This is a genomic window from Streptomyces sp. 150FB (assembly GCF_000818195.1).
Taxonomy (GTDB): Bacteria; Actinomycetota; Actinomycetes; order Streptomycetales; family Streptomycetaceae; genus Streptomyces.
Genome location: NZ_JTHL01000001.1, coordinates 1,446,157 through 1,465,082, shown reverse-complemented (window position 1 = coordinate 1,465,082; position 18,926 = coordinate 1,446,157). Strand labels below are relative to the sequence as shown.

At 71.4% G+C, this 18,926-nt stretch carries 16 protein-coding genes and 2 pseudogenes; 8 read left to right on the top strand and 10 right to left on the bottom strand.

The window, feature by feature from the left end; all coding sequences use genetic code 11:
• Positions 1–985: pseudogene (locus QR77_RS48305) on the bottom strand (serine/threonine-protein kinase); the annotation flags it as partial.
• Between the two features lie 284 nt (positions 986–1,269).
• Positions 1,270–2,166: a DMT family transporter gene (locus QR77_RS05885; protein WP_040020081.1), complete on the bottom strand. Its 897-nt coding sequence runs from the start codon at positions 2,164–2,166 to the stop codon at positions 1,270–1,272.
• On the opposite strand from QR77_RS05885, the gene QR77_RS05880 reads away from it, so the two are divergent.
• The 5 genes from QR77_RS05880 to QR77_RS43240 all read left to right on the top strand — a co-directional run bounded on the left by QR77_RS05880 (position 2,165) and on the right by QR77_RS43240 (position 7,432).
• On the top strand, positions 2,165–3,601 hold the full coding sequence (locus QR77_RS05880) for a PLP-dependent aminotransferase family protein (RefSeq protein WP_040020079.1): 1,437 nt from the start codon (positions 2,165–2,167) through the stop codon (positions 3,599–3,601). The genes QR77_RS05885 and QR77_RS05880 overlap by 2 nt on opposite strands.
• A gap of 77 nt (positions 3,602–3,678) precedes the next feature.
• A complete protein-coding gene (locus QR77_RS05875) occupies positions 3,679–4,254 on the top strand; it encodes a histidine phosphatase family protein (protein ID WP_040027375.1) in 576 nt (191 codons plus the stop codon).
• 367 nt (positions 4,255–4,621) lie between these two features.
• On the top strand, positions 4,622–5,578 hold the full coding sequence (locus QR77_RS05870; protein WP_040020077.1) for an ornithine cyclodeaminase family protein: 957 nt from the start codon (positions 4,622–4,624) through the stop codon (positions 5,576–5,578).
• A complete protein-coding gene (locus QR77_RS05865) occupies positions 5,575–6,861 on the top strand; it encodes an aconitase X catalytic domain-containing protein (protein WP_040020076.1) in 1,287 nt (428 codons plus the stop codon). Before QR77_RS05870 ends, QR77_RS05865 begins: the two co-directional genes overlap by 4 nt.
• Positions 6,839–7,432 (top strand): DUF126 domain-containing protein, encoded by a 594-nt coding sequence (locus QR77_RS43240; RefSeq protein WP_107068895.1) that lies wholly within the window; start codon positions 6,839–6,841, stop codon positions 7,430–7,432. Before QR77_RS05865 ends, QR77_RS43240 begins: the two co-directional genes overlap by 23 nt.
• On the opposite strand, the gene QR77_RS05860 is transcribed toward QR77_RS43240, so the two are convergent.
• From QR77_RS05860 to QR77_RS05830, 7 genes are all read right to left on the bottom strand, one after another.
• Positions 7,344–8,969: a helix-turn-helix domain-containing protein gene (locus tag QR77_RS05860; RefSeq protein WP_052488565.1), complete on the bottom strand. Its 1,626-nt coding sequence runs from the start codon at positions 8,967–8,969 to the stop codon at positions 7,344–7,346. The genes QR77_RS43240 and QR77_RS05860 overlap by 89 nt on opposite strands.
• 17 nt (positions 8,970–8,986) lie before the next feature.
• The gene (locus QR77_RS43235; RefSeq protein WP_078876494.1) at positions 8,987–11,302 is read right to left on the bottom strand and encodes an aminotransferase class III-fold pyridoxal phosphate-dependent enzyme; all 2,316 of its coding nucleotides are present in this window, start codon (positions 11,300–11,302) and stop codon (positions 8,987–8,989) included.
• Positions 11,303–11,413: 111 nt separating this feature from the next.
• Positions 11,414–12,241, bottom strand: a complete 828-nt coding sequence (locus QR77_RS05850) for an amino acid ABC transporter permease (protein WP_040020074.1) — start codon at positions 12,239–12,241, stop codon at positions 11,414–11,416.
• Positions 12,238–12,882, bottom strand: a complete 645-nt coding sequence (locus QR77_RS05845) for an amino acid ABC transporter permease (RefSeq protein WP_040020072.1) — start codon at positions 12,880–12,882, stop codon at positions 12,238–12,240. Before QR77_RS05845 ends, QR77_RS05850 begins: the two co-directional genes overlap by 4 nt.
• Before the next feature lie 31 nt (positions 12,883–12,913).
• Positions 12,914–13,861, bottom strand: coding sequence for a transporter substrate-binding domain-containing protein (locus QR77_RS05840; RefSeq protein ID WP_052488563.1), 948 nt, complete (start codon positions 13,859–13,861; stop codon positions 12,914–12,916).
• Positions 13,862–13,916: 55 nt separating this feature from the next.
• Positions 13,917–14,669: an amino acid ABC transporter ATP-binding protein gene (locus QR77_RS05835; protein WP_040020070.1), complete on the bottom strand. Its 753-nt coding sequence runs from the start codon at positions 14,667–14,669 to the stop codon at positions 13,917–13,919.
• Entirely contained in the window at positions 14,666–15,847 is a 1,182-nt protein-coding gene (locus tag QR77_RS05830) for an acyl-CoA--6-aminopenicillanic acid acyltransferase (RefSeq protein WP_040020068.1), read from the bottom strand. The genes QR77_RS05835 and QR77_RS05830 overlap by 4 nt, the downstream gene beginning before the upstream one ends.
• Positions 15,848–15,984: 137 nt before the next feature.
• Between QR77_RS05830 and QR77_RS05825 the strand changes: the two genes are divergently transcribed.
• The 3 genes from QR77_RS05825 (at position 15,985) to QR77_RS05815 (ending at position 18,449) form a co-directional block, all read left to right on the top strand.
• Positions 15,985–17,010 carry a MurR/RpiR family transcriptional regulator gene (locus QR77_RS05825; RefSeq protein WP_052488562.1) on the top strand — a complete coding sequence of 342 codons (1,026 nt, stop codon included), beginning with the start codon at positions 15,985–15,987 and terminating at the stop codon, positions 17,008–17,010.
• The gene (locus tag QR77_RS05820) at positions 17,007–17,837 is read left to right on the top strand and encodes a PHB depolymerase family esterase (RefSeq protein ID WP_052488561.1); all 831 of its coding nucleotides are present in this window, start codon (positions 17,007–17,009) and stop codon (positions 17,835–17,837) included. Before QR77_RS05825 ends, QR77_RS05820 begins: the two co-directional genes overlap by 4 nt.
• Before the next feature lie 72 nt (positions 17,838–17,909).
• Positions 17,910–18,449, top strand: coding sequence for a DoxX family protein (locus QR77_RS05815; RefSeq protein ID WP_040020066.1), 540 nt, complete (start codon positions 17,910–17,912; stop codon positions 18,447–18,449).
• A 61-nt stretch (positions 18,450–18,510) separates the two neighbouring features.
• On the opposite strand, the pseudogene QR77_RS46510 reads toward QR77_RS05815, so the two are convergent.
• Positions 18,511–18,926, bottom strand: a pseudogene (locus QR77_RS46510) (hypothetical protein); the annotation flags it as partial.

The following is an 18,926-nucleotide window of genomic DNA, read 5'->3' as shown; positions in this document are numbered from 1 at the left end:
GGCCGACGGGGGTGCCGGGGGCGCCGGTGCTCGCCGTGTCGGGACCGGCCGGGCCGGTGGCCGGGGCAGTCGGGGCAGTCGGGGTGGTCGGCGCCGGGGTGGCGCGCGCGAGGTGATGCTGGGTGACCATGTCGCGGGTGCGGCCGACGCCGGTCTCGTTCGCCTCGGTCGCACCGAGGTCGGCCGGCAGGTCCCGCAGCAGCACGAGGAGTTCGTCCGCCGAGGGGCGCCCCGTGGGCTCCTTGTCCAGGCACGGCTCGACGACCGCGCGCAGAGCCGCCGGCACGGCGGCCAGCGACGGCTCCTCGTGCACCACCTGGTACGCCGTCATGTACGGGCTGTCCGCGTCGAAGGGCCCGTGGCCCGTCGCCGAGTACACCAGCAGCGTCCCCAGCGAGAAGACATCGGACCGAGGCCCCACCCCACGCGGCGCCTGCAACTGCTCCGGCGACATGAAGGGCGGCGTACCGATGACCCGCCCGGTCATCGTCAGCGTCTGCTGGTCCACGGCGCGCGAGATGCCGAAGTCGATGACGCGCGGGCCCTCGGGCGAGAGCACGACGTTCGAGGGCTTCAGGTCACGGTGCACGACCCCCACCCGGTGGATGTCGCGCAGCGCCTCCGCCAGCCCGATGGCGAGCCTCCTCAGCTCCGCCCCGTTCAGCGGGCCCTTCGTGGCGATGCGCTGGGCGAGCGTCTGCCCCTCGATGTACGTCGTCGCCATCCACGGCTGGTCGGCCTCGGGTGCGGCGTCGACCACGGCGGCGGTGAACGCGCCGCTCACCCGCCTCGCCGCCGCCACCTCCTGCCGGAAACGGATGCGGAACTCGTCGTCCGCCGCGAACTGCTGGTGGATCAGTTTGATCGCGACAGGTCGCCCCGAGCTCGTACGGGCCAGGAAGACCGTGCCCATGCCGCCCGAGCCGAGCCGCGCCTCAAGCGGATAGCCGCCGATCTCGGCTGGATCGCCTCCGTGCAGCGACACTCTTCCCGACCTCCCGTCCCCCGTGCGCCTCTGCCACCACGGGTCTGCGTACCTGTCCTGCAACAAACTAGCCGCAGGGCGGTACGGGAGAGCAAAGCGGGGGACGAACAGGGAGCCCAGGACGGCCCCTGTGCCGCACTCGACGAAGCCCGCCAGGAGCGTGCTGGGGCTTCGTCGTGTGGTGGAAACCGCACAGAGCGGCCCATCGCCACCCGCGGAACCATCGTCGGCAACTTCGAAAGCGGAAGCCGAAGTTGTACGTCGAGCCGGTCGCTGACGCCCGTTCAGTTCCGGGCCCGCTGCGTGACCGCGATGCACGCCAGGATCGCCACGGCGGCGATCGGGGCCGCCGGGGTGAGGTGTTCGTCCAGCAGCAGTACGGACCAGAACAGCGTCAGCAGTGGCTGGGCGAGCTGGATCTGACTGGCCCTGGGGATGCCGATCGCCGCCATGCCGCGGTACCAGGCGAACATGCCGACGAAGCTGGAGCCGGCGCCCGCCCAGACGAGTCCGATCACGCCGTGCGCGCTCAGGTGTACGGGCTCGAAGGGCAGCGCCACGGCGGAACCCACCAGGGCGAGCGGCAGCGCGGCCACCAGGGCCCAGCCGATCACCTGCCAGCCTGGCATGGTCCCCGCGAGCCGGCCGCCCTCCGTATAGCCGGCCGCGCACACCAGCAGCGCGCCGAAGAGGTACAGATCGCTCAACGAGAGTGCGCCGCCGCTCTGTTCGACGGCGAAAGCGAGCACGATGGCGGCCCCGGCGAGCGCCGCCACCCAGAAGGTACGGGAGGGCCGCCGGCCCGTTCGTACGGCCGCGAACACGGCGGTCGTCAGCGGCAGCAGCCCGACCACGACAGCGGCGTGCGAGGTGGTGGACGACTCCAGCGCCAGCGTCGTCAGCAACGGGAAGCCGACCACCACCCCGCACACCACCACAGCGAGCCCGCCCCAGTGACGGCGCTCGGGGACCGGTATCCGCATGCCCAGCAGGAAGCAGCCGGCGATGAGTGCGGCGAGCACGTTGCGCAGGGCGACCAGGGACCAGGGACCGAAGCTCTCCAGGCCCCACACCGTGGAGGGAAAGGTGAGCGAGAAGGCGGCGACACCGAGGGCGGCCTGTACGGTGCCTCCTCCAACCGCTACCGATGTCTGAGGAGTACCGCTATTCTGTATCGTCATGCATGAGCGTAGCAGCGTCACCGAGCTGATGGAATCTCTGAAGAGGGAGCTGAACCGCTACTCTCCAGGTGGAAAGCTGCCGTCGAGCAGAGCCCTGATCGAGCGCTACCACGTCTCCCCGGTCACCGTCTCCCGCGCCCTCGCCCACCTCGCGGCCGAGGGCCTCGTCACCACCCGCCCCGGCGCCGGATCCTTCCGCGCGCAGCCGAGGGCCGAGGCCCGCCCGCCGGGTGACACCTCCTGGCAGGAGGTCACCCTCAGCGCCGACGCGTCGCCCGACGCCGTGCCCCGCTCGGTCGACGCCTCGGGTGTCCTCGTCACCCTCGCAGTGCCGCCGCCCGGTGTCATCGAGTTCAACGGCGGCTATCTGCACCCCTCCCTCCAGCCGGAACACGCGATGGCCGCCGCCCTCGCACGCGCCGGCCGGCGCCCCGGCGCCTGGGGCAGGCCGCCCATCGAAGGCATCCCCGAACTGCGCGCCTGGTTCGCCCGGTCCATCGGCGACGCCTGTACGGCCGCCGACGTACTCGTCACCTCCGGCGGCCAGAGCGCGCTCACCACCGCGCTGCGCGCCCTCGCCCCGCCCGGCGCGCCCGTCCTCGTCGAGTCCCCCACCTACCCGGGGATGCTCGCGATCGCCCGGGCCGCCGGGCTGCGCCCCGTACCCGTACCGATGGACAGCGACGGAACAAGGCCCGACCTGCTCGAAGCCGCCTTCCGGGCCACCGGCGCCCGGGTCGTCGTCTGCCAGCCGCTCTTCCAGAACCCCACCGGCGCCGTGCTGTCCGCCGCCCGCCGCCCCGAGGTGCTGCGCATCGCCCGCGCCGCCGGGGCCTTCGTCATCGAGGACGACTTCGCGCGGCGCCTGATCCACGCCGGCGCCGGGCCCGTACCGGCCCCGCTGGCCGCCGATGACCCCGACGGGGTGGTCGTCCATGTCAGCTCGCTCACCAAGGCGACCTCCCCGAGTCTGCGGGTCGGTGTGCTCGCCGCCCGGGGCCCGGTCATGGAACGGCTGCGCGCCATCCATGTCGTCGACAGCTTCTTCGTGCCGCGCCCGCTTCAGGAGGCCGCCCTCGAACTGGTCGGGGCCCCTGCCTGGAGCCGCCATCTCCGGGCGGTCTCCGAGGAGTTGAGGACCCGCAGGAACGCGATGACGGCGGCGCTCGGCACCACGCTGCCCGAACTCGCCCTCCCGCACATCCCCTCTGGCGGTTACCACCTCTGGCTGCGGCTGCCCGACTCCACCGACGAGCAGGCGGTGATCTCCGCAGCGCTGCGCGCGGGGGTCGCCGTGGTCGCCGGCCGGCCGTACTTCAGCGCCGAGCCGCCCGCCGCCCACCTGCGGATGAGCTTCGCCTCGGTGGCGGGGACCGCCGAGATCGCCGAGGGGGTGCGCAGGCTCCGTACCGCCTGCGACGAGGTGTTCGGCTGACCCCTGTCCGGAACCTGTGAACCCGGCCGCCCGGGTCCCCCTTGACCTGCGCCGCTTTCGGATCCACGATCTCGGCCATGAGTGTTCGGGTCACTTTGGTCGCCGCCGCGCGAAGCTCGGACCTGTACGACGAGCGCTTCGACGACGACCGCCCCCTCGACCGGGTCGGCTGGCACGAGATGCAGCTCGTCGCACACGCCCTGGTGCCGCTCGCCGCCGCGGACCTCCGCTACTGCTCACCGACCCTCCGCAGCCGCGCGACCGGTGACGCACTCGGCTTCGCGCCGATCGCCCAACCCGCCCTCCGAGACTGCGACATGGGCCGCTGGCGCGGCTTCACACTCGCCGAGGTCGCGGCGCGCGAACCGGCCGCCCTCGACGCCTGGGTCGCCGACCCGCGCTCCTCACCGCACGGCGGCGAGCCGCTGCTGGCCTTCATCTCCCGGATAGGGGGCTGGCTCGACACCAGGCCCGCCGACGACATCCGCGCCATCGTCGCCGTCGCCGAACCGGCCGTCGTACGGGCCGCCCTGGTGTACGCGCTCAAGGCGCCGCCCCGTACGTACTGGTACGTGGACGTCCACCCGCTCTCGACGATCACCCTCATGGGCGGCCCCGGCCGATGGAACCTCCTGCTGGACCCCGGAAGCTGATCCGCCGCGCCCGCTGACCCGCCGCGCCCGCCCCTTCGGACCCGCGACCGTAATGCGCGCAGCCGACTCATCCGGGGGACCCGGGCCGCGCGGCGTCGCGCTCGTACCGTCATCGCGGGCAGGGAGTACGGCACGGGCTCGTCCAGGGACCGGGCGGCCAAGGGACCGGCCCTGCTCGGCGCTTCAGTTCCGCGCGGAAACCGGCGCTTGGGCACCACGGACGCCACGAGTGGCGCGAGCGCCACCTGAACCGGCGTTCCATCCCGGGCGCCGCCGCCCCCACATGTCCGGTCGGCCGATGACCGGCACCCTTCTTCTGTCCGATCGAACAGTGCGCTCGCGGCACGATCCGAGGTGAACTGGGACCATGACCGTGACCGACCCTCCTCTCCCGGTGTTCGACGGACCGGGACTCGCCGCGCTCGTGAGTGCCGACGACGCCGTCGGCGCCCTGCGCACCGCGCTGCTCGACGGCCTCGATCCGGCGGCGGCCCAGCCGCGCAGCCAGGTCCCGGTGTCGGCGGGGCATCTGCTGCTCATGCCGGCCGAGCACGCCGGGTTCGCCGGGGTGAAGGTGGCGGGTGTCGCGCCGGACAACCCGGGGCGCGGCCTGCCCCGTATCACCGGCGTCTACCTCCTCCTCGACGCGGCGACGCTGCGCCCGCTCGCGATCCTCGACGGCCAGGCGCTGACCCTGCGCCGTACGTCCGCCGTCTCCGCCCTCGCCGTCGACGCACTGGCGGTGCCGGACGCAGGCAGGCTGCTGCTGTACGGGACGGGGCCCCAGGCCCTCGCCCACGCCGAGGCCTTCGCGCGGGTGCGCCGGCTCCGGCAGGTCGAGGTGTCCGGCACCCGGCCGGAGCGCGTCGAGGCCTTGGTCGCCCGCGCGCGGGCCGCCGGTCTCCCCGCCAGCGTGGCGGGCCCTGACGCGGTGCGCGAAGCCGACATCGTCGCCTGCTGCACCTCGGCGGACGAGCCGCTCTTTGACGGCGGCCAACTCGCCGCGCACGCCACCGTGGTCGCCATGGGGTCCCATACGCCCGAGGCCCGCGAGGTCGACACCCGTACCGTCACACGCGCCACCCCCGTCGTGGAGGACACGGCGACGGCGCTGCGCGAGGCGGGCGACATCATGACCCCGGTCGCCGAAGGGGCCCTCGACCCCGCCGCGCTGGTGACGCTGGCCGATGTCGTACGGGGCACGGCGCCGGTCGACTTCTCCCGCCCGAGGCTCTTCAAGTCCACGGGCATGGCCTGGCAGGACCTGGTCGTGGCCGCCTGCGCCTACCGGGCGGCGTCGGCCAGGAAGGACGGGTCCGCATGAGCGAGACGTTCCCGCAGCAGGAGCCACGGCTCACCCCGCAGGAGCGGGCCATGGCGGGCGGCGAGGCCGGGGAAGCCGTGGCGAGCGCGATGCGCATCGTCCTCGGGGCTGCCCGTGCCTCGGGCGCCACCCATCTGCTTCCCGTCGAATCCGCGCACATCGACAGTTGCCTCTACCACGGCGCCGCCGGCCTCGACTTCGCCGAGCGCCTGGTCGCGCTGGGCGGACGTACGGCGGTGCCCGCCACCCTCAATGTGGGCTCGCTCGACCTGCTCCACCCCGGGCTCGCCCGCCCCGAGGGCGCCGATGCGGCGGGCGCGCGCCGGCTGATGGACGCGTACACCGCGCTCGGCTGCCGGCCGACCTGGACCTGCGCGCCGTACCAGCTCGACCACCGGCCGGCCGCCGGAACACATGTGGCGTGGGCGGAATCCAACGCGATCGCCTTCGTCAACTCGGTGCTGGGCGCGCGCAGCGACCGCTACGGCGACTTCCTCGACATCAGCGCGGCACTCACCGGGCGGGTCCCGGCCGCCGGGCTCCACCTCACGGCCAACCGCAGGGCCCGCATCGTCATCGACTGCTCCGGTGTCTCCAGGAAGCTCCTCGCCGAGGACGCGGCGTGGGGCGCGCTGGGGGTGGTCGTCGGCAAGCTCGCGGGAACCCGGGTGCCCGCCCTCACCGGGCTGCCCGGCGACGCCGACGAGGACAGGCTCAAGGCGCTGGGAGCGGCGGGCGCCTCGGCCGGGGGAGTCGCCCTTTTCCATGTCGTCGGCGTCACCCCCGAGGCACCCACACTCGCCGACGCCCTCCAGCACGGCGAACCCGAAGCGCGGCACACGGTCACCACCGCCATGCTCCGGGAGGCCCGTGATCAGCTCTCCACCCCGGAGGGCTCCCGGGTCGACGCGGTGTGCCTGGGGACCCCGCACTTCTCCCTGACCGAGTTCGAGCGGCTCGCCGCACTGCTGCGGGACCGGCCGGCCTTCGCCCCGGGCACCCGGGTGTACGTGGCCACCGGCAGATCCGTCCTGGCCGCCGCCCGCGAACGGGGATTCGCCCAGGAGTGCGAGCGGGCCGGAGCCACCCTCGTCACCGACACCTGTACGTACGTCACCCCGATCCTCGACCCGGGGGTGCGGGTCGTGATGACCAACTCAGGTAAGTGGGCCTGGTACGCGCCCGCCAACATCGGCGTCGAGGCCGTACTCGGCACGCTCGGCGAGTGCGTGGCGTCGGCGCGGGCGGGGGAGGTGCGCCGTGACGAGCACCTCTGGCGGTGAGCCGTACGACGGCCGGACGCTGCGCGGACGGACGCTGAGCCCCGGCGAGGGACACGGCCGGCTGCTCGTACTGGACGCGCCCGTGTCGTTCTGGGGCGGAGTCGGCCCCACCGGGACGGTGGTCGACCGGCATCACCCCCAGTACGGGGTGAGTCTGACGGGCCGGATCGTGGTCATGGCGTCCAGCAAGGGATCGAGCTCCTCCTCGTCGGTGCTCGCCGAGCACATCCGGGCAGGTGTGGCACCCGCCGCACTCGTCCTGCGCGAGCCGGACATGATCGTCACGCTCGGGGCCCTGGCCGCTGGGGAGCTGTACGAGCGGTGGGTACCCGTCGTGGTGCTGGCACCGCGGGACCACGACGGGCTGCGGGGCGAGGCCGAGGCCCGGGTCGAAGCCACCGGGAGTGGGGCGCTGGTCATGCTTGGCCCGCCGCTCAGTCCGCCGCTCGGTGTGCCACTTGCCCCGCCGCCCGACCCGCAGCTCAGTCCCGCGCCCGGACCAGCCGGTGCAGACGCAGATGCAGAACCGCCGCCAGAACCGCGTCCGGGTCCTTCAGGTCCAGACCGCTGACCTCGGTGACGCGGCGGAGGCGGTAGCGGTACGTGTTGGGGTGCACATGCAGCCGGGCCGCCGCCGCCCGCGCGTCCCCGAACACGGCGAAGTGGGTGAGCAGCGTCCCGGCCAACGTGGTCCGGTGCTTCGCGTCGTACGCGATCAGCGCGGCGGCCGGGCCGTCCAACTCCTCGCCGTTCGCGGCCATCACGTCCGACAGCCGGAGCAGCAGGGCCTGCATGCGTACGTCGTCGGCCCGCGCGGCCCGTGCCTCGATCTGACCGCTGCGCATCACACGCAGCACGGTGTCGCAGTCGTCCCGCGAGCGCCGGAGCTCCTGAACGGTGCCCGCGCGGCGCCCGAGCCCGGCCCGTACCCCTGGCTCCGTCCTCGACCGGTGCTCGGTGAAGTCCTCCAGCAGGCGCAGCAGGACCAGGGGATCGTCGGCGGGAAGCGTCCCGGCCGGCACGGCCGCGTACACCGTGTCGCCCATCCGTCGCACCAGACAGTGCGGGCGCACCGCAGCCAGGTGCATGCGCAGTGCGGCGGCCAGCTCACGGAGCTGGTCCTCCGTGCCCGCGCCCCGTTCGGCGAACTGCGCGGCGACCAGCCGGTAGTGCTGCCGGGGAAAGCCCAGCCTGCCGCCGGCCGCCGTGGCCCCCGCACCGCCCGCCAGGATCTCGCCGAGCAGATCGTCGCGGAGCCGGGTGTCCAGATCCGTCACGGCACGGGCCCGCAGCACACGCAGGGCCACCACCTTGGCCGCCTCGGCGTAGGCGTCGAGTTGTTTCTCGGTCAGCTCCCGCGCGGTGGCCGCCCACATCGAGCCGACGATCTCACCGCCGGCCCGCAGGGCGACCGCCGCGCGGGGCACGCGTTCGTCCCCCATCGGCGCGAGGACCAGCGGACGGCTGCTGGCGTGCAACTGGTCGAAGACCTTGCGCCGCCGGTGCAGCTCTACGTACTCGTCCGGGTCACGGCGGGCCAGGATGGTGTGCGTACGGACCTCGTCCGCCCGCTCCTGGCCGCCCGAGTACGCCAGCACCCGCGCGGACCGGTCCTCGATGACCAGGGGTGCGTCGATGAGCGCGCTCACGGCGTCGGCCGTCGCGAAGAGGTCCTCCCCGGACTCCCAGGCCTGCCCGGACTCCCAGGACTCTCCTGACCCTCCCGAGCCCCAGGGCTCGTCGGCCTCGGTCAGGCCCTTCAGCAAGGTGGTGATCTGTGTCCAGGACACGGCGCCGGACAGGTGAAGCAACGCGGTACCGTGCGCCGGGCCGGGGCCCTGGAAGGGGTGCTTGACCACCACGGCGGCGGCCCCCCGCGCCCCGGCCGCCGCCAGCAGTGCCACCACCTGTTCGTCGCGCTCGACGCCGACCCCGAGGAGGATCTCGCCGGCCGACACCCGGACAGGCTCGGACGGGTCCTGGATGGTGACAGCGGTGACAGCGGCCTCCAAGCCCAGCGGGGCGTGCGCCACCCGCAGTACGCCGGTCCCGAGCGTGTCGAGAATTCGACGCAACGACGGTCCGCCGGCCGGGAGTTCCTCGATCACCTCGCCGTCACCGGTCCTCAGCGGCCGAGCACCCTGCCCAGCGCCTCGGTGAATACCTCGACATGCTCGCTCTCCCAGATCAGCGGCGGCCTTACCTTCAGGACCTGCCCGTCGCGGCCCGTGGTCCCGACGAGCACACCCGCCTCACGCAGCCGTTCGGCCAGGGCTCCCGCTGTGAATCCTGCGGTATCGCCCGGCCGGATGTCGATTCCCGCGAACAGCCCCTGACCACGGACGGTCAGCCCAAGACCGTCCCGCAGCCGACCGCGCAACTCCTCCCCGACCTGTCCGCTCCGCGCCACCAGGCCGCTCTGCTCGATGATGTCCAGCACGGTGAGTGCGGCGGCGCTGGAGACCGGGTTCCCGCCGAACGTACTGAAGTACTCGTCCACGGCGGTGAAGCGTTCCGCTATCTCGCGCCGGGTGATGAGGGCGGCGATGGGGTGACCGTTTCCCATCGGCTTACCGAGTGTCACGAAGTCCGGTGTGATCCCGAAGTCCTGGAACCGCCAGAGACTCCGGCCGCCACGGCCGAACCCCGCCTGCACCTCGTCCGCGAGGAACAGGCCGCCCGAAGCTCGGGTCTCCCGCACCAGGGCCCGCATGTAGTCGTCCGTGGGCTCCAGCACCCCCGCACTGCTGAAGATCGTGTCGACGGCGAGGAGCGCGACGTCGTGCCCGGCCCCTCGCAGGCTCGCGCGTGCTCCCCGTATGGCCTCGGTCGCTGCCCGGTCGTCGTCGGCATCCCCGGGCATCGGGGGCGCGAACACCCCGATGTGCGACGGCCGTTGGGACGGCGGATAGGTGTTGGTCGACATCGGGGACGTCGCGGCGCTGACGCCGTGGTACGAGAAGTCGGTGACGATCGCGCCCGAATTCCCCGTGTGGAGCGTGGCCATGCGCCACGCCAGGTCGTTCGCCTCGCTGCCGGAGTTGACGAACACACAGGTGTCGAGACCGGCGGGCATCGTCGCGGTGAGCCGCTCGGCCAGCTCCACCACATTCGGGTGCAGATAACGGGAGTTGATGTTGAGGACGGCGGCCTGCCTGCTGATCGCCTGCACCACGGCCGGGTGCGCGTGGCCGACGACGGGCACGTTGTTGTAGGCGTCGAGGTACGTCCGCCCGTCGGCGGTCCGCACGTAGGCCCCGGCGGCGCTGACCACCTGGAGGGGCTCCTCGTAGAACAGCGGCGCGAGGCGCCTGCCGCCGAAACGGGCGTCACGGCGTCCGAGCAGCGTCGGATCGGGCCGCTGCGCCGAGGCGACCCGCGAGGTGCCGCACAGACGGTGGAAGGTGCGGGCCAGTTCGGCCGGACCCAGCGCGGCCAGCAGGTCGATCGTGCGCCAACTGCTGTCGTCGGTACTCGTGACGTACGCGTGGTTCTCGGGGTGCAGCGGCGCGCGCCAGGCCGAGATCAGTACGGACGTGACCAGGCGCGCGAGGACCAGCTCCCCGAGCAGGCCGGCCTCCTCCGGTTCGAGGGGAGTCAGCCGCTGATAGGCGTCCAGGAAACGCCCGGCCGCCCGCCACGGCTCGTCCGTCTCACGTATCAGCGACGACAGGCTGATCGCGAGGTCGCAGGCCCGCGCCGTGTGGTGCATGTCGCCGAAATCGATCAGGCCGGTCACCTGGCCGGCGTCGTCCACCAGCACATTGCTCAGAGTGATGTCGCCGTGCAGCACCTGGGCGGGAAGCGCGGCGGTAGCGGCCCGCAGATTCTCGAAGCGGTCCAGGAGCCCTTCCACCTGGGCCCGGCGGCCCGGGTCCGTGAGGTGGCCGGTGTGGAACCGGAGTTGACTCACCAGCCGGGGGTCCCAGTCCAGCGGGCGCTGGGCGGCGGGGTGGGTGAAGCCGCGCAGCGCCACGGCCAGCCCGGCACACGCCTCGCCGAAGGCGTCGGCGAAGCGTGCGGGCAGGCTCGTCTGGTCGGCGGCCGTCCCCGCCACCACCGTCATGACCCTGACCTGGTGAAGACGGCCGTCCGGCGCCCGTACCTCCACCGCTGGTGAGCCGTTCCCGGCGGGCAGGACGCGCGGGATCGACAGCGCCGGGTCGATCTCCTCGACCCATCGCATGGCGGCGTTCTCCATGGCGATCACGGCGGGGTCGTCGGCGGAGTTGGACACCTTGAGGACCAGCCGCCGCCCGTCCGGCGCCAGGGCCAGGAAGTTCCTGTCCCGCTCGCTGCGCAACGGGCTGACGGAGGCGTCGATCGCGAAGTGGTCGCGCAGGATGCCGACCGCTGTCGCCGTGTCGATCGCGGGAGCGGGTTCGAGCATGATCGATGCCCCGGGGGCGGGGGCGGGGGCTCTGCTGGGTGAGGCCGTCATGGCACGTCCGTTCGGCGCGGTGCGGTCGTCGTCACGTTCGAGGTCGGATACGGGATTCGGGTTCGGCTACGGGATGCGGATACGGGTCCGGATTCGGATTCGGGCCAGGATTCAGTGCGTACGGCGGGGGAGCCGGAAGCGGTCGATCCGTTCGGCGAGCTGCGACAGGCCGAAGTTGATGACGATGTAGATGCCGGCGATCACCGCGTAGGTCTGGAGGAAGTTCCCGGTGAATTCGCCGAGCACCTGCCCGTCGCGCAGCAGTTCGGGGTAGCTGACGACGTAACCGAGGCTGGATTCCTTGAGCGTGCGGACGAGTTGGGTGATCAGTGCGGGCCTCAGTGTGCGCAGCACCTGGGGCAGCACGATCAGCCGCATGACCTGGGCGCGCGTCAGGCCGACGGCGAGGCCCGCCGCGCTCTGGCCCCTGTCCAGGTTGTTGACACCGGCACGCACGATCTCGGCGAACACGGCCCCCGCGTGCAGCACGATGGGAATGGTCAGCGTCCAGAAGGGGGACAGGTGCAGTCCGAGGGTCGGACCGCCGATGAGGAAGAAATAGACCATCAGGATCAGCGGGATCGAGCGGAACAGCTCGATGCCGCCGGCGCAGGGCCCCGAGATCCAGCGGCGGGCCGAGAGCCTGCCGAGACCGGCCAGCAGCCCGGCGATCATGGACAGTACGGCGGCGCTCAGGCCGATGGCGAGGGTGGTCCTGAGACCGGTCAGGAGATAGCTGACATTGCTCCACTGCGCGAGCGGTGACCACAGTTGGGCGGAGAGCTGGCCGGCGGAGTCGAGCTGGAGGACCATGCCGACCGCCAGTGCCACGATCAACAGCACCGAGGCGACGGTGAGTACGCGGAGCCTGACGCGGCCACGGGGGCCGAGTGCGTCGAAGAGCGCGGCGGCGGCCGGCTCGGTCGGGGGAGTTTTCATCGCTGGATCCGTACCTTGCGCTCGATGACTCCGATGATCAGGCCCGCCGTGAGAGTGATCAGCAGGTAGCCGATCGCGGCGGACACGAAACTGGTGACGGGCTGGGCGAAGGTGAGGTTGAACTGCCGTGCCGAGCCGGTCAGTTCCTGTACCCCGACGGCCGCGCCGAGCGCCGATCCCAGGGCGAGGTTGATGAAGATCGTGCCCAGCGGCTGGACCATCGAGCGGAAGGTCTGCGGCAGCACCACCTCGCGCAGGATCTGGCTGAAGCGCAGCCCCACCGCACGCGCGGCCTCGATCTGGCCCGGCGGTATCGCCGCGATGCCCGACCGCACCGTCTCGCACACGTAGCAGGAGAAGTACAGCGTCAGGCCCAGCGCGACGGACGGGAACAGCGGGATGGTGAAGCCCGCGTACGGCAGGGCGAACACCACCATCACCATGATGAGCAGCAGCGGTGAGTTACGCAGGCAGTGGACATAGAGCGCGGCGGCGAACCGCAGCGGCCGGATCGGCACGACGCGGCAGACACCGAGCACGGTTCCCAGCAGCACGGCCGGCGGGAAGGCGACCAGGGTCAGTTCGAGGGTGACCAGAAACCCGTCACCCAGCGAACCCATGTGCTCGAAGAGCACCGACATGAGGATGACCTCCGGGGGAGGGACGGGAGGTTCAGGAACCCTCGACGGAACCCGTCGCGGGCGGGGTCGGGGCCTTGCCCTTGATCAGCTTGCCCGCGGTGTCGTCGTAGAGCTTCGTCCAGGTCCCGTCGGTCTCGATGGTCTTGAGGAACTGGTTGACGATGGTCTTGAACGCCGGGTCGTCCTTCGCGATGCCTATCCCGAACGGGTTGCTGCCGTAGGTGGCGGGCAGCGTCTTCACCGTCGGCTTGCCCGCGGTCGCGCCCAGCAGCAGGGCGCTGTTGAGCGTCGCGGCCTCCACCCGGCCCTGCTGGAGGGCGGCGATCATCTCGGACGCCGTGTCGAAGAGCACGGGCTTCGCCGTCGGCGCCGCCGCCAGCAGCGCGTCCTTGCCGGCTCCCGACTCGGTCGCGACCTTCTTGCCCGCCAGGTCGGCGGCCTTGGTGATCGACGTGTTGTCGGACTTCACCACGATCGCGCTGTGCGCCATGTAGTAAGGGCCCGCGAAGTTGACCAGCTTGGCGCGCTCCGGCGTGATGCTGTACGTCTCGATCGCCGCGTCGACCGTGTGGTTGCCGAGCAGCGCCTCCCGGGTGTCGGACCCGCCGCTCTGGAGCTTCGCCTCGGGCTTGCCGAGCAGGTATTTGGCGAGCAGTTGGGCCATGCCGGCGTCGAACCCGCTGACCTTCTGGGTGGCCGGGTCGAGCTGGGAGAAGCCGAGACCGGTGCGGGCCCCCGCGTAGAGCAGCGAGCCGCGCTTACGGATCCGGTCCATCGTCGGGGTGCTGGGGAGGTTCTTGCCGACCGGCCCGGCCGCCACGGCGGACGACTGGTCGACGAGCCGGGCGAGGGAGGCCGCGCTCGATGCCTTGCCCGGCCCTGCCGGGGCGGCCGTGGAGCCGCCGCCGCAGCCGGCCAGGGTGACGGCACCGAGTGCCGTACACGCCACGACGGCTGTCAGGGTGGAGATCCTGTTCATGATCACTCCTGGTGAATTCGGTGGGGTGGGGACGGTGTTGGGGAGGGTGCGGCGATCAGTGCTGAAGTACCTTGGCCAGGAAGTCCCTGGCCCGTTCGGAGCGGGTGTTCCCGAAGAACTCGGCGGGTGTGCCCTGCTCCCCGATCCGGCCGCTGTCCATGAAGATCACGCGGTCGGCGGCTTTTCTGGCGAAGCCCATCTCGTGGGTGACGACGAGCATCGTCATGCCCTCCTGGGCGAGCCCGGCCATCACGTCCAGGACCTCGTGCACCATCTCGGGGTCCAGCGCGCTCGTCGGCTCGTCGAAGAGGAGGAGCTTGGGTTTCATCGCGAGCGCCCTGGCGATGGCGACCCGCTGCTGCTGCCCGCCGGAGAGCTGGGCGGGCAGCTTGTCCTTGTGCTCGGCCAGACCGACCCGGTCGAGCAGGGTCTCGGCCTCGGCCTCGGCTTCCGCCTTCGGTACGCCCCGTGCCTTGACGGGCCCGAGAGTGACGTTGCGCAGGACCGTACGGTGCGCGAAGAGGTTGAACGACTGGAAGACCATGCCGACATCGGCCCGCAGCCGGGCCAGTTCGCGTCCCTCTTCGGGGAGTTGCTTCCCGTCGACGGTGATCGTGCCCGCGTCGGTCGTCTCAAGGCGGTTCACGCACCGGCAGAGCGTGGACTTGCCGGAGCCGGAGGGCCCGAGGAGGACGACCACTTCGCCGCGGTCGATGTCGAGGTCGATGTCGTGCAGCACCTGGGTGGAGCCGTAGCTCTTGCGGAGGCCGCGGATACTCACCAGGGGCCCCGGGTTCGGCGCGTTCACTTGTCGCCTCCGGGCCCGTCGTAGAGGTTCCAGGGCAGCAGCTCCAGCGGGGTGTCGCAGAGATTGCCGCCGGCCATCCGGTATTCGCCGGTCGTCAGGTCGACCAGGCTCGCCATGATGGTCTTGGACTGCCTGGCCGCCGGGACTTCGGGATCCGCGTGGCAGCAGACCCCGTACGGATGGCCGGTGTGGTCGCTGAGCGTGTCCGTGATGATCTTCCTGACCTGCGCGGAATCGGTGGCGTCCCTGGCCGCGGCCAGGCCCCGTTCGATCACCTGCACCCGGTAGAGGGAGTCCGGCGACGACATCCGGTAGCTGTCGCGCAGCGGTTCGGGCACGCCGTACTGGTAGTGGTTGCCGTGCACGAGCAGGCCGTTCACCGGCTGCCCCCAGCGGTGGATCACCGGGGTGGTCTCCAGGTCGACGGCGACCCCGTCCCGGTGGGTGAGCAGCAGGTTGGTGGCGATGTGCTGCCGTACCCGGTTCGGCACATGGAGCGCGTGGCGGAGGTTGCCGCAGTCCAGCACCAGCCGGCGCAGTACGGTCTGCGGCAGGCCGGGCGGGGTGCCGAAGCGGCCGTCGAGTCCGTTGGCGTTGAGGGCTATACCGGCGGAGTTGGCTCCCTGCCGGCCTATCTGGCCCGCCTCCACCTGCATGATCAGGGTGGGTTTGGGCGGCTGGACGACACGGAGCATCACCGTGCTCGGACCGGCCCCCACCCGCCAGTCCCAGTTCTGACCGCAGTAGACGTGGTGGTCGCCGGTGGCCTCGGGGAGGAGGGCGAACGAGGAGCACCCGTCCACCTCTTCGGCCGGTTCTGTCGTCGCCGCTTCAGCCGTGTCCTGGGCCGGTGTCCCCGAAGCGAAGGCGCTGTCGTGGCTGCGCACGATCTCGCCCCGGGCGTTGAGGGCGAGGATCTCGTCGGCAAGCACACCGGCGCCTTCGGCTGTCGCGTCCATCTCCGCGAGCAGATCGGGAGCCGCCGCCTCGACCAGGCCGCGCCACTGGCGGGCGGCGCTGAGCACCTCCGGCCAGCGCAGACCCGACGACAGAGCGAACGCTTCCCGGTAGTAGTCGATCGAGTGACGGATCTCGGTGCGTGCCGACTCACCGTGGATATGGCCCCGTTCGCGCGGGCCGCCGCTGACCTCGATCAAGGGGATCGACCGTCCAGCCATCAAGTTTTCCCTTTCGTCGTGCGCAACGCTGGTCCCCGGCTTCTAGCGTTGACTACACTCCCACCAGATTCGGTAGTGTGAGTTACCGAGTTACCGAGAGAGTAGTGACAGCTACAAATAAGTCAAGGGATGTCGTCATGGCTACGAACGAGGGCGCCGAGGACTCACTGCGTGAGCGGGTGGCCCAACGCCTGCCGGTCATGCCGCCGGCGGAGCGCCGCGTCGCCGAGTATCTGCGGGACAACGCGCAGAGCATCATCTTCGCCACGGCGGAGGGGATCGGCGCTGCCACCGGTACGAGTGACGCGACCGTGGTCCGTACCGCCAAGACGCTCGGCTACTCCGGACTGCCCCACCTCAAGCGGGGGATCGGCCGTCAGATGGTGGACGCGACGCGTCCCTCCGTACGGCTGAACCAGCGCATCGAAAGCGCGGGACAGGAGACCGACACCCTGATCGACCATGTCTTCTCCGAAGCCACCGAGCGGCTGACGGAGACTCACCGGCTGATTCCCGAGGCCGAGTTCGTCGCCGCTGTCGATCTGCTCGCCGGGGCCCGCACGGTCGCCGCCTTCGGCATCGGCCCTTCCGAACTCGGCGCGCGCTTCCTGGCGTTGAAGCTGAACCGGCTCGGCCTTCAGGCCCGGTCCGTCGGCGCGACGGGATTCCGTCTCGCCGACGAACTGCTCGGGCTCCGGGGCGATGACGTGGTCGTGCTCTACGCGCCGTCCCGGCTGACCGGCGACACGTCGGTCCTGCTCGACCACGCCAACTCGGTCGGCGCCGCGACGATTCTGGTCTCCGACTCGCTCGGACCCACGCTCGCTGACCGGGTGACGGTCTCCCTGCCGGCGGTCCAGTCGGCCACCGGATTCACCGCCGAGGTCTACAGCGCCCTGCTCGTCACCGACTGCCTGGTGCTGGCGCTCGCCAGTCGCGACCGCGACCAGGCCACCACTGCCTCCGAGCTGCTCAACTCACTTCGGACGGCGCTGGCGCCCGACACCGAACGCGTACGGAACTCCGCCGCACGCCGCCGGACCGCAGAGGGCCAAGAAGGCCAAGAGGCATCAGAGGGCCAAGAGGCCCAAGAGGCGCAAGAGGCACAAGACGGCCAAGAGGCCCCAGCGGCCTCGGCGGCCTCAGAGGAAGGACTTTCATGACCCCCGCTCCGACCCCCGCATCCGCCCGCGTCCTGGATCCGGTGGAGTTCTACCACACCGGCCCCACGCCGTTCTTCGCCTCCCAGCAGGACCAGCGTTTCTCCTACTGCCTGTACGTCCCGACCGCCCACAAGGAGGCCCCGGCCTCGGCGCGACTGCCCCTGGTGGTCCTCATGCACGGCACCCAGCGCACCGCCGAGCGCTACCGCGACGCCTACCGCGAGTTCGCCGAGGAGCACGGCTGCGTGATCCTGGCGCCGCTGTTCCCCGCGGGCATCGGCGAACCCGGTGACCTGCACGCCTTCAAGAGGATCGACGGTCTCGGCATACGGTTCGACCAGGTGTTCCTCGACATCGTCGAGGAGGTCGGCCGGCGCTACAAGGTGGACACCGAGCGCCTCTACCTGCACGGCTTCTCCGGCGGCGGCCAGTTCGCCCACAGGTTCGCGTACCTCTACCCCGAGCGGCTGGCCGCGCTGTCCATCGGCGCTCCCGGACGGATCACCCGGATCAGCCAGGAACTGCCGTGGTGGCAGGGGACGGCGGACATCCGGGAGCGGTTCGGCAAGGACCTGGACCTGGCCGCACTGCGGGACACCAAGATCCAGATGATCGTCGGGGGCCAGGACACCGACACCTGGGAGATCGCCGAGCCCGACATCGACGCGGGCGGCGACACCCGGATCGAGCGCCTCACCACACTCCGGGACAACTTCCGGCAGCACAACGTGCCGGCCCAGCTCGATGTGGTGCCCGGGGTGGCGCACAAGGGCTTCCTCATGCTGCCGCAGGTCCAGGGCTTCTTCTCCGCCGCCCTGCCCCGATAACGCACCAGGCACCACCCCCCCCACGCACCACGCCACTCCGGACGCGCATGTCCCCCCTACGGAGCTGATCACGTGACTGGTCTGAATCTGACGGTGAACCACCCCGGCGAGATCGAGCGGCGGTACGCGGGCGCCGATGTGGCGCTCCTGCTCCTCCGGTTGATCCTGGCCGCCTGCATGGGCGCACATGGACTGATCAAGGTCTTCGGCTTCTTCGACGGGCCAGGGCTGCACACATTCGGCACGGTCCTCCAGGGATACGGCTTCAGCCATCAGATATCCCTGCTGTCCTGGATAACCGGGCTCACCGAGGTCGGCGGCAGCGCCTGCCTGATCGTCGGACTGTTCACGCCGCTCGCCGCGGCCGGTCTCTTCGGGATCGGCATCAGCATCGTCGTGGCGAAGGCCGACGGCGGTTTCTTCGAAGGCAAGGGAACGGGCTACGAGTTCGAACTCACCCTGGCCGTCATCGCGCTCGCCGTGCTCCTCGCCGGAGCGGGCAGGTACGCCCTCGACACCTTCACCCCCTGGGGGAAGCGACCGCTGGGGTACGGTGCAGCGGGCCTGGTGCTCGCGGTGGTGGCCGCGGTGGTGATCACCGCGGCCTTCTGAACCGCCGCGCCACTGCCTCCGCCGCCGCCGCCCGCTATGACGATGTGTCAGCCGCAGCGTGTCAGCCGCGACCGGTCAGCCGCAGCGAGGTCTCCCAGAGGCGCTCGGCGTTCGCCGGGACCACCGCGTAGGCGGCCACGCTCTTGTAGTCGCCGCTACGGGAGGTGACGGTGGGCGCCTCAGCGCAGTCCTCGAAGTACCGGCCGCAGACCGACTCCAGCCCGGGCCAGGTCGCCAGCAGGACCGAGGTGGACGCGCCCTGCCGCGTGGTCTCCCGCAACTCCGGCGGAGTGGTCAGACGGTTGCCCACATGGCGCTGGAGGTTGGTGGAGATGGCGCCGAGGTTCAGGGCGTTGGCCGTGATGCCATCGTCGGCCCAGCGCCGGGTGGTCGATCGGGCGGGGTGCGGGTTGTTTTTGGGTGCGGGTTCGGGCGGGGCGGTCGGGGTGGGCCGGGACCGTGGTGGTGAGGGTCGGG

Coding starts and splice junctions, on each gene's coding strand:
- QR77_RS05880 (WP_040020079.1), top strand. CDS start 2,165: ATGCATGAGCGTAGCAGCGTCACCGAGCTGATGGAATCTCTGAAGAGG.
- QR77_RS05885 (WP_040020081.1), bottom strand. CDS start 2,166: ATGACGATACAGAATAGCGGTACTCCTCAGACATCGGTAGCGGTTGGA.
- QR77_RS05875 (WP_040027375.1), top strand. CDS start 3,679: ATGAGTGTTCGGGTCACTTTGGTCGCCGCCGCGCGAAGCTCGGACCTG.
- QR77_RS05870 (WP_040020077.1), top strand. CDS start 4,622: ATGACCGTGACCGACCCTCCTCTCCCGGTGTTCGACGGACCGGGACTC.
- QR77_RS05865 (WP_040020076.1), top strand. CDS start 5,575: ATGAGCGAGACGTTCCCGCAGCAGGAGCCACGGCTCACCCCGCAGGAG.
- QR77_RS43235 (WP_078876494.1), bottom strand. CDS start 11,302: ATGACGGCCTCACCCAGCAGAGCCCCCGCCCCCGCCCCCGGGGCATCG.
- QR77_RS05850 (WP_040020074.1), bottom strand. CDS start 12,241: ATGAAAACTCCCCCGACCGAGCCGGCCGCCGCCGCGCTCTTCGACGCA.
- QR77_RS05845 (WP_040020072.1), bottom strand. CDS start 12,882: ATGTCGGTGCTCTTCGAGCACATGGGTTCGCTGGGTGACGGGTTTCTG.
- QR77_RS05840 (WP_052488563.1), bottom strand. CDS start 13,861: ATGAACAGGATCTCCACCCTGACAGCCGTCGTGGCGTGTACGGCACTC.
- QR77_RS05830 (WP_040020068.1), bottom strand. CDS start 15,847: ATGGCTGGACGGTCGATCCCCTTGATCGAGGTCAGCGGCGGCCCGCGC.
- QR77_RS05825 (WP_052488562.1), top strand. CDS start 15,985: ATGGCTACGAACGAGGGCGCCGAGGACTCACTGCGTGAGCGGGTGGCC.
- QR77_RS05820 (WP_052488561.1), top strand. CDS start 17,007: ATGACCCCCGCTCCGACCCCCGCATCCGCCCGCGTCCTGGATCCGGTG.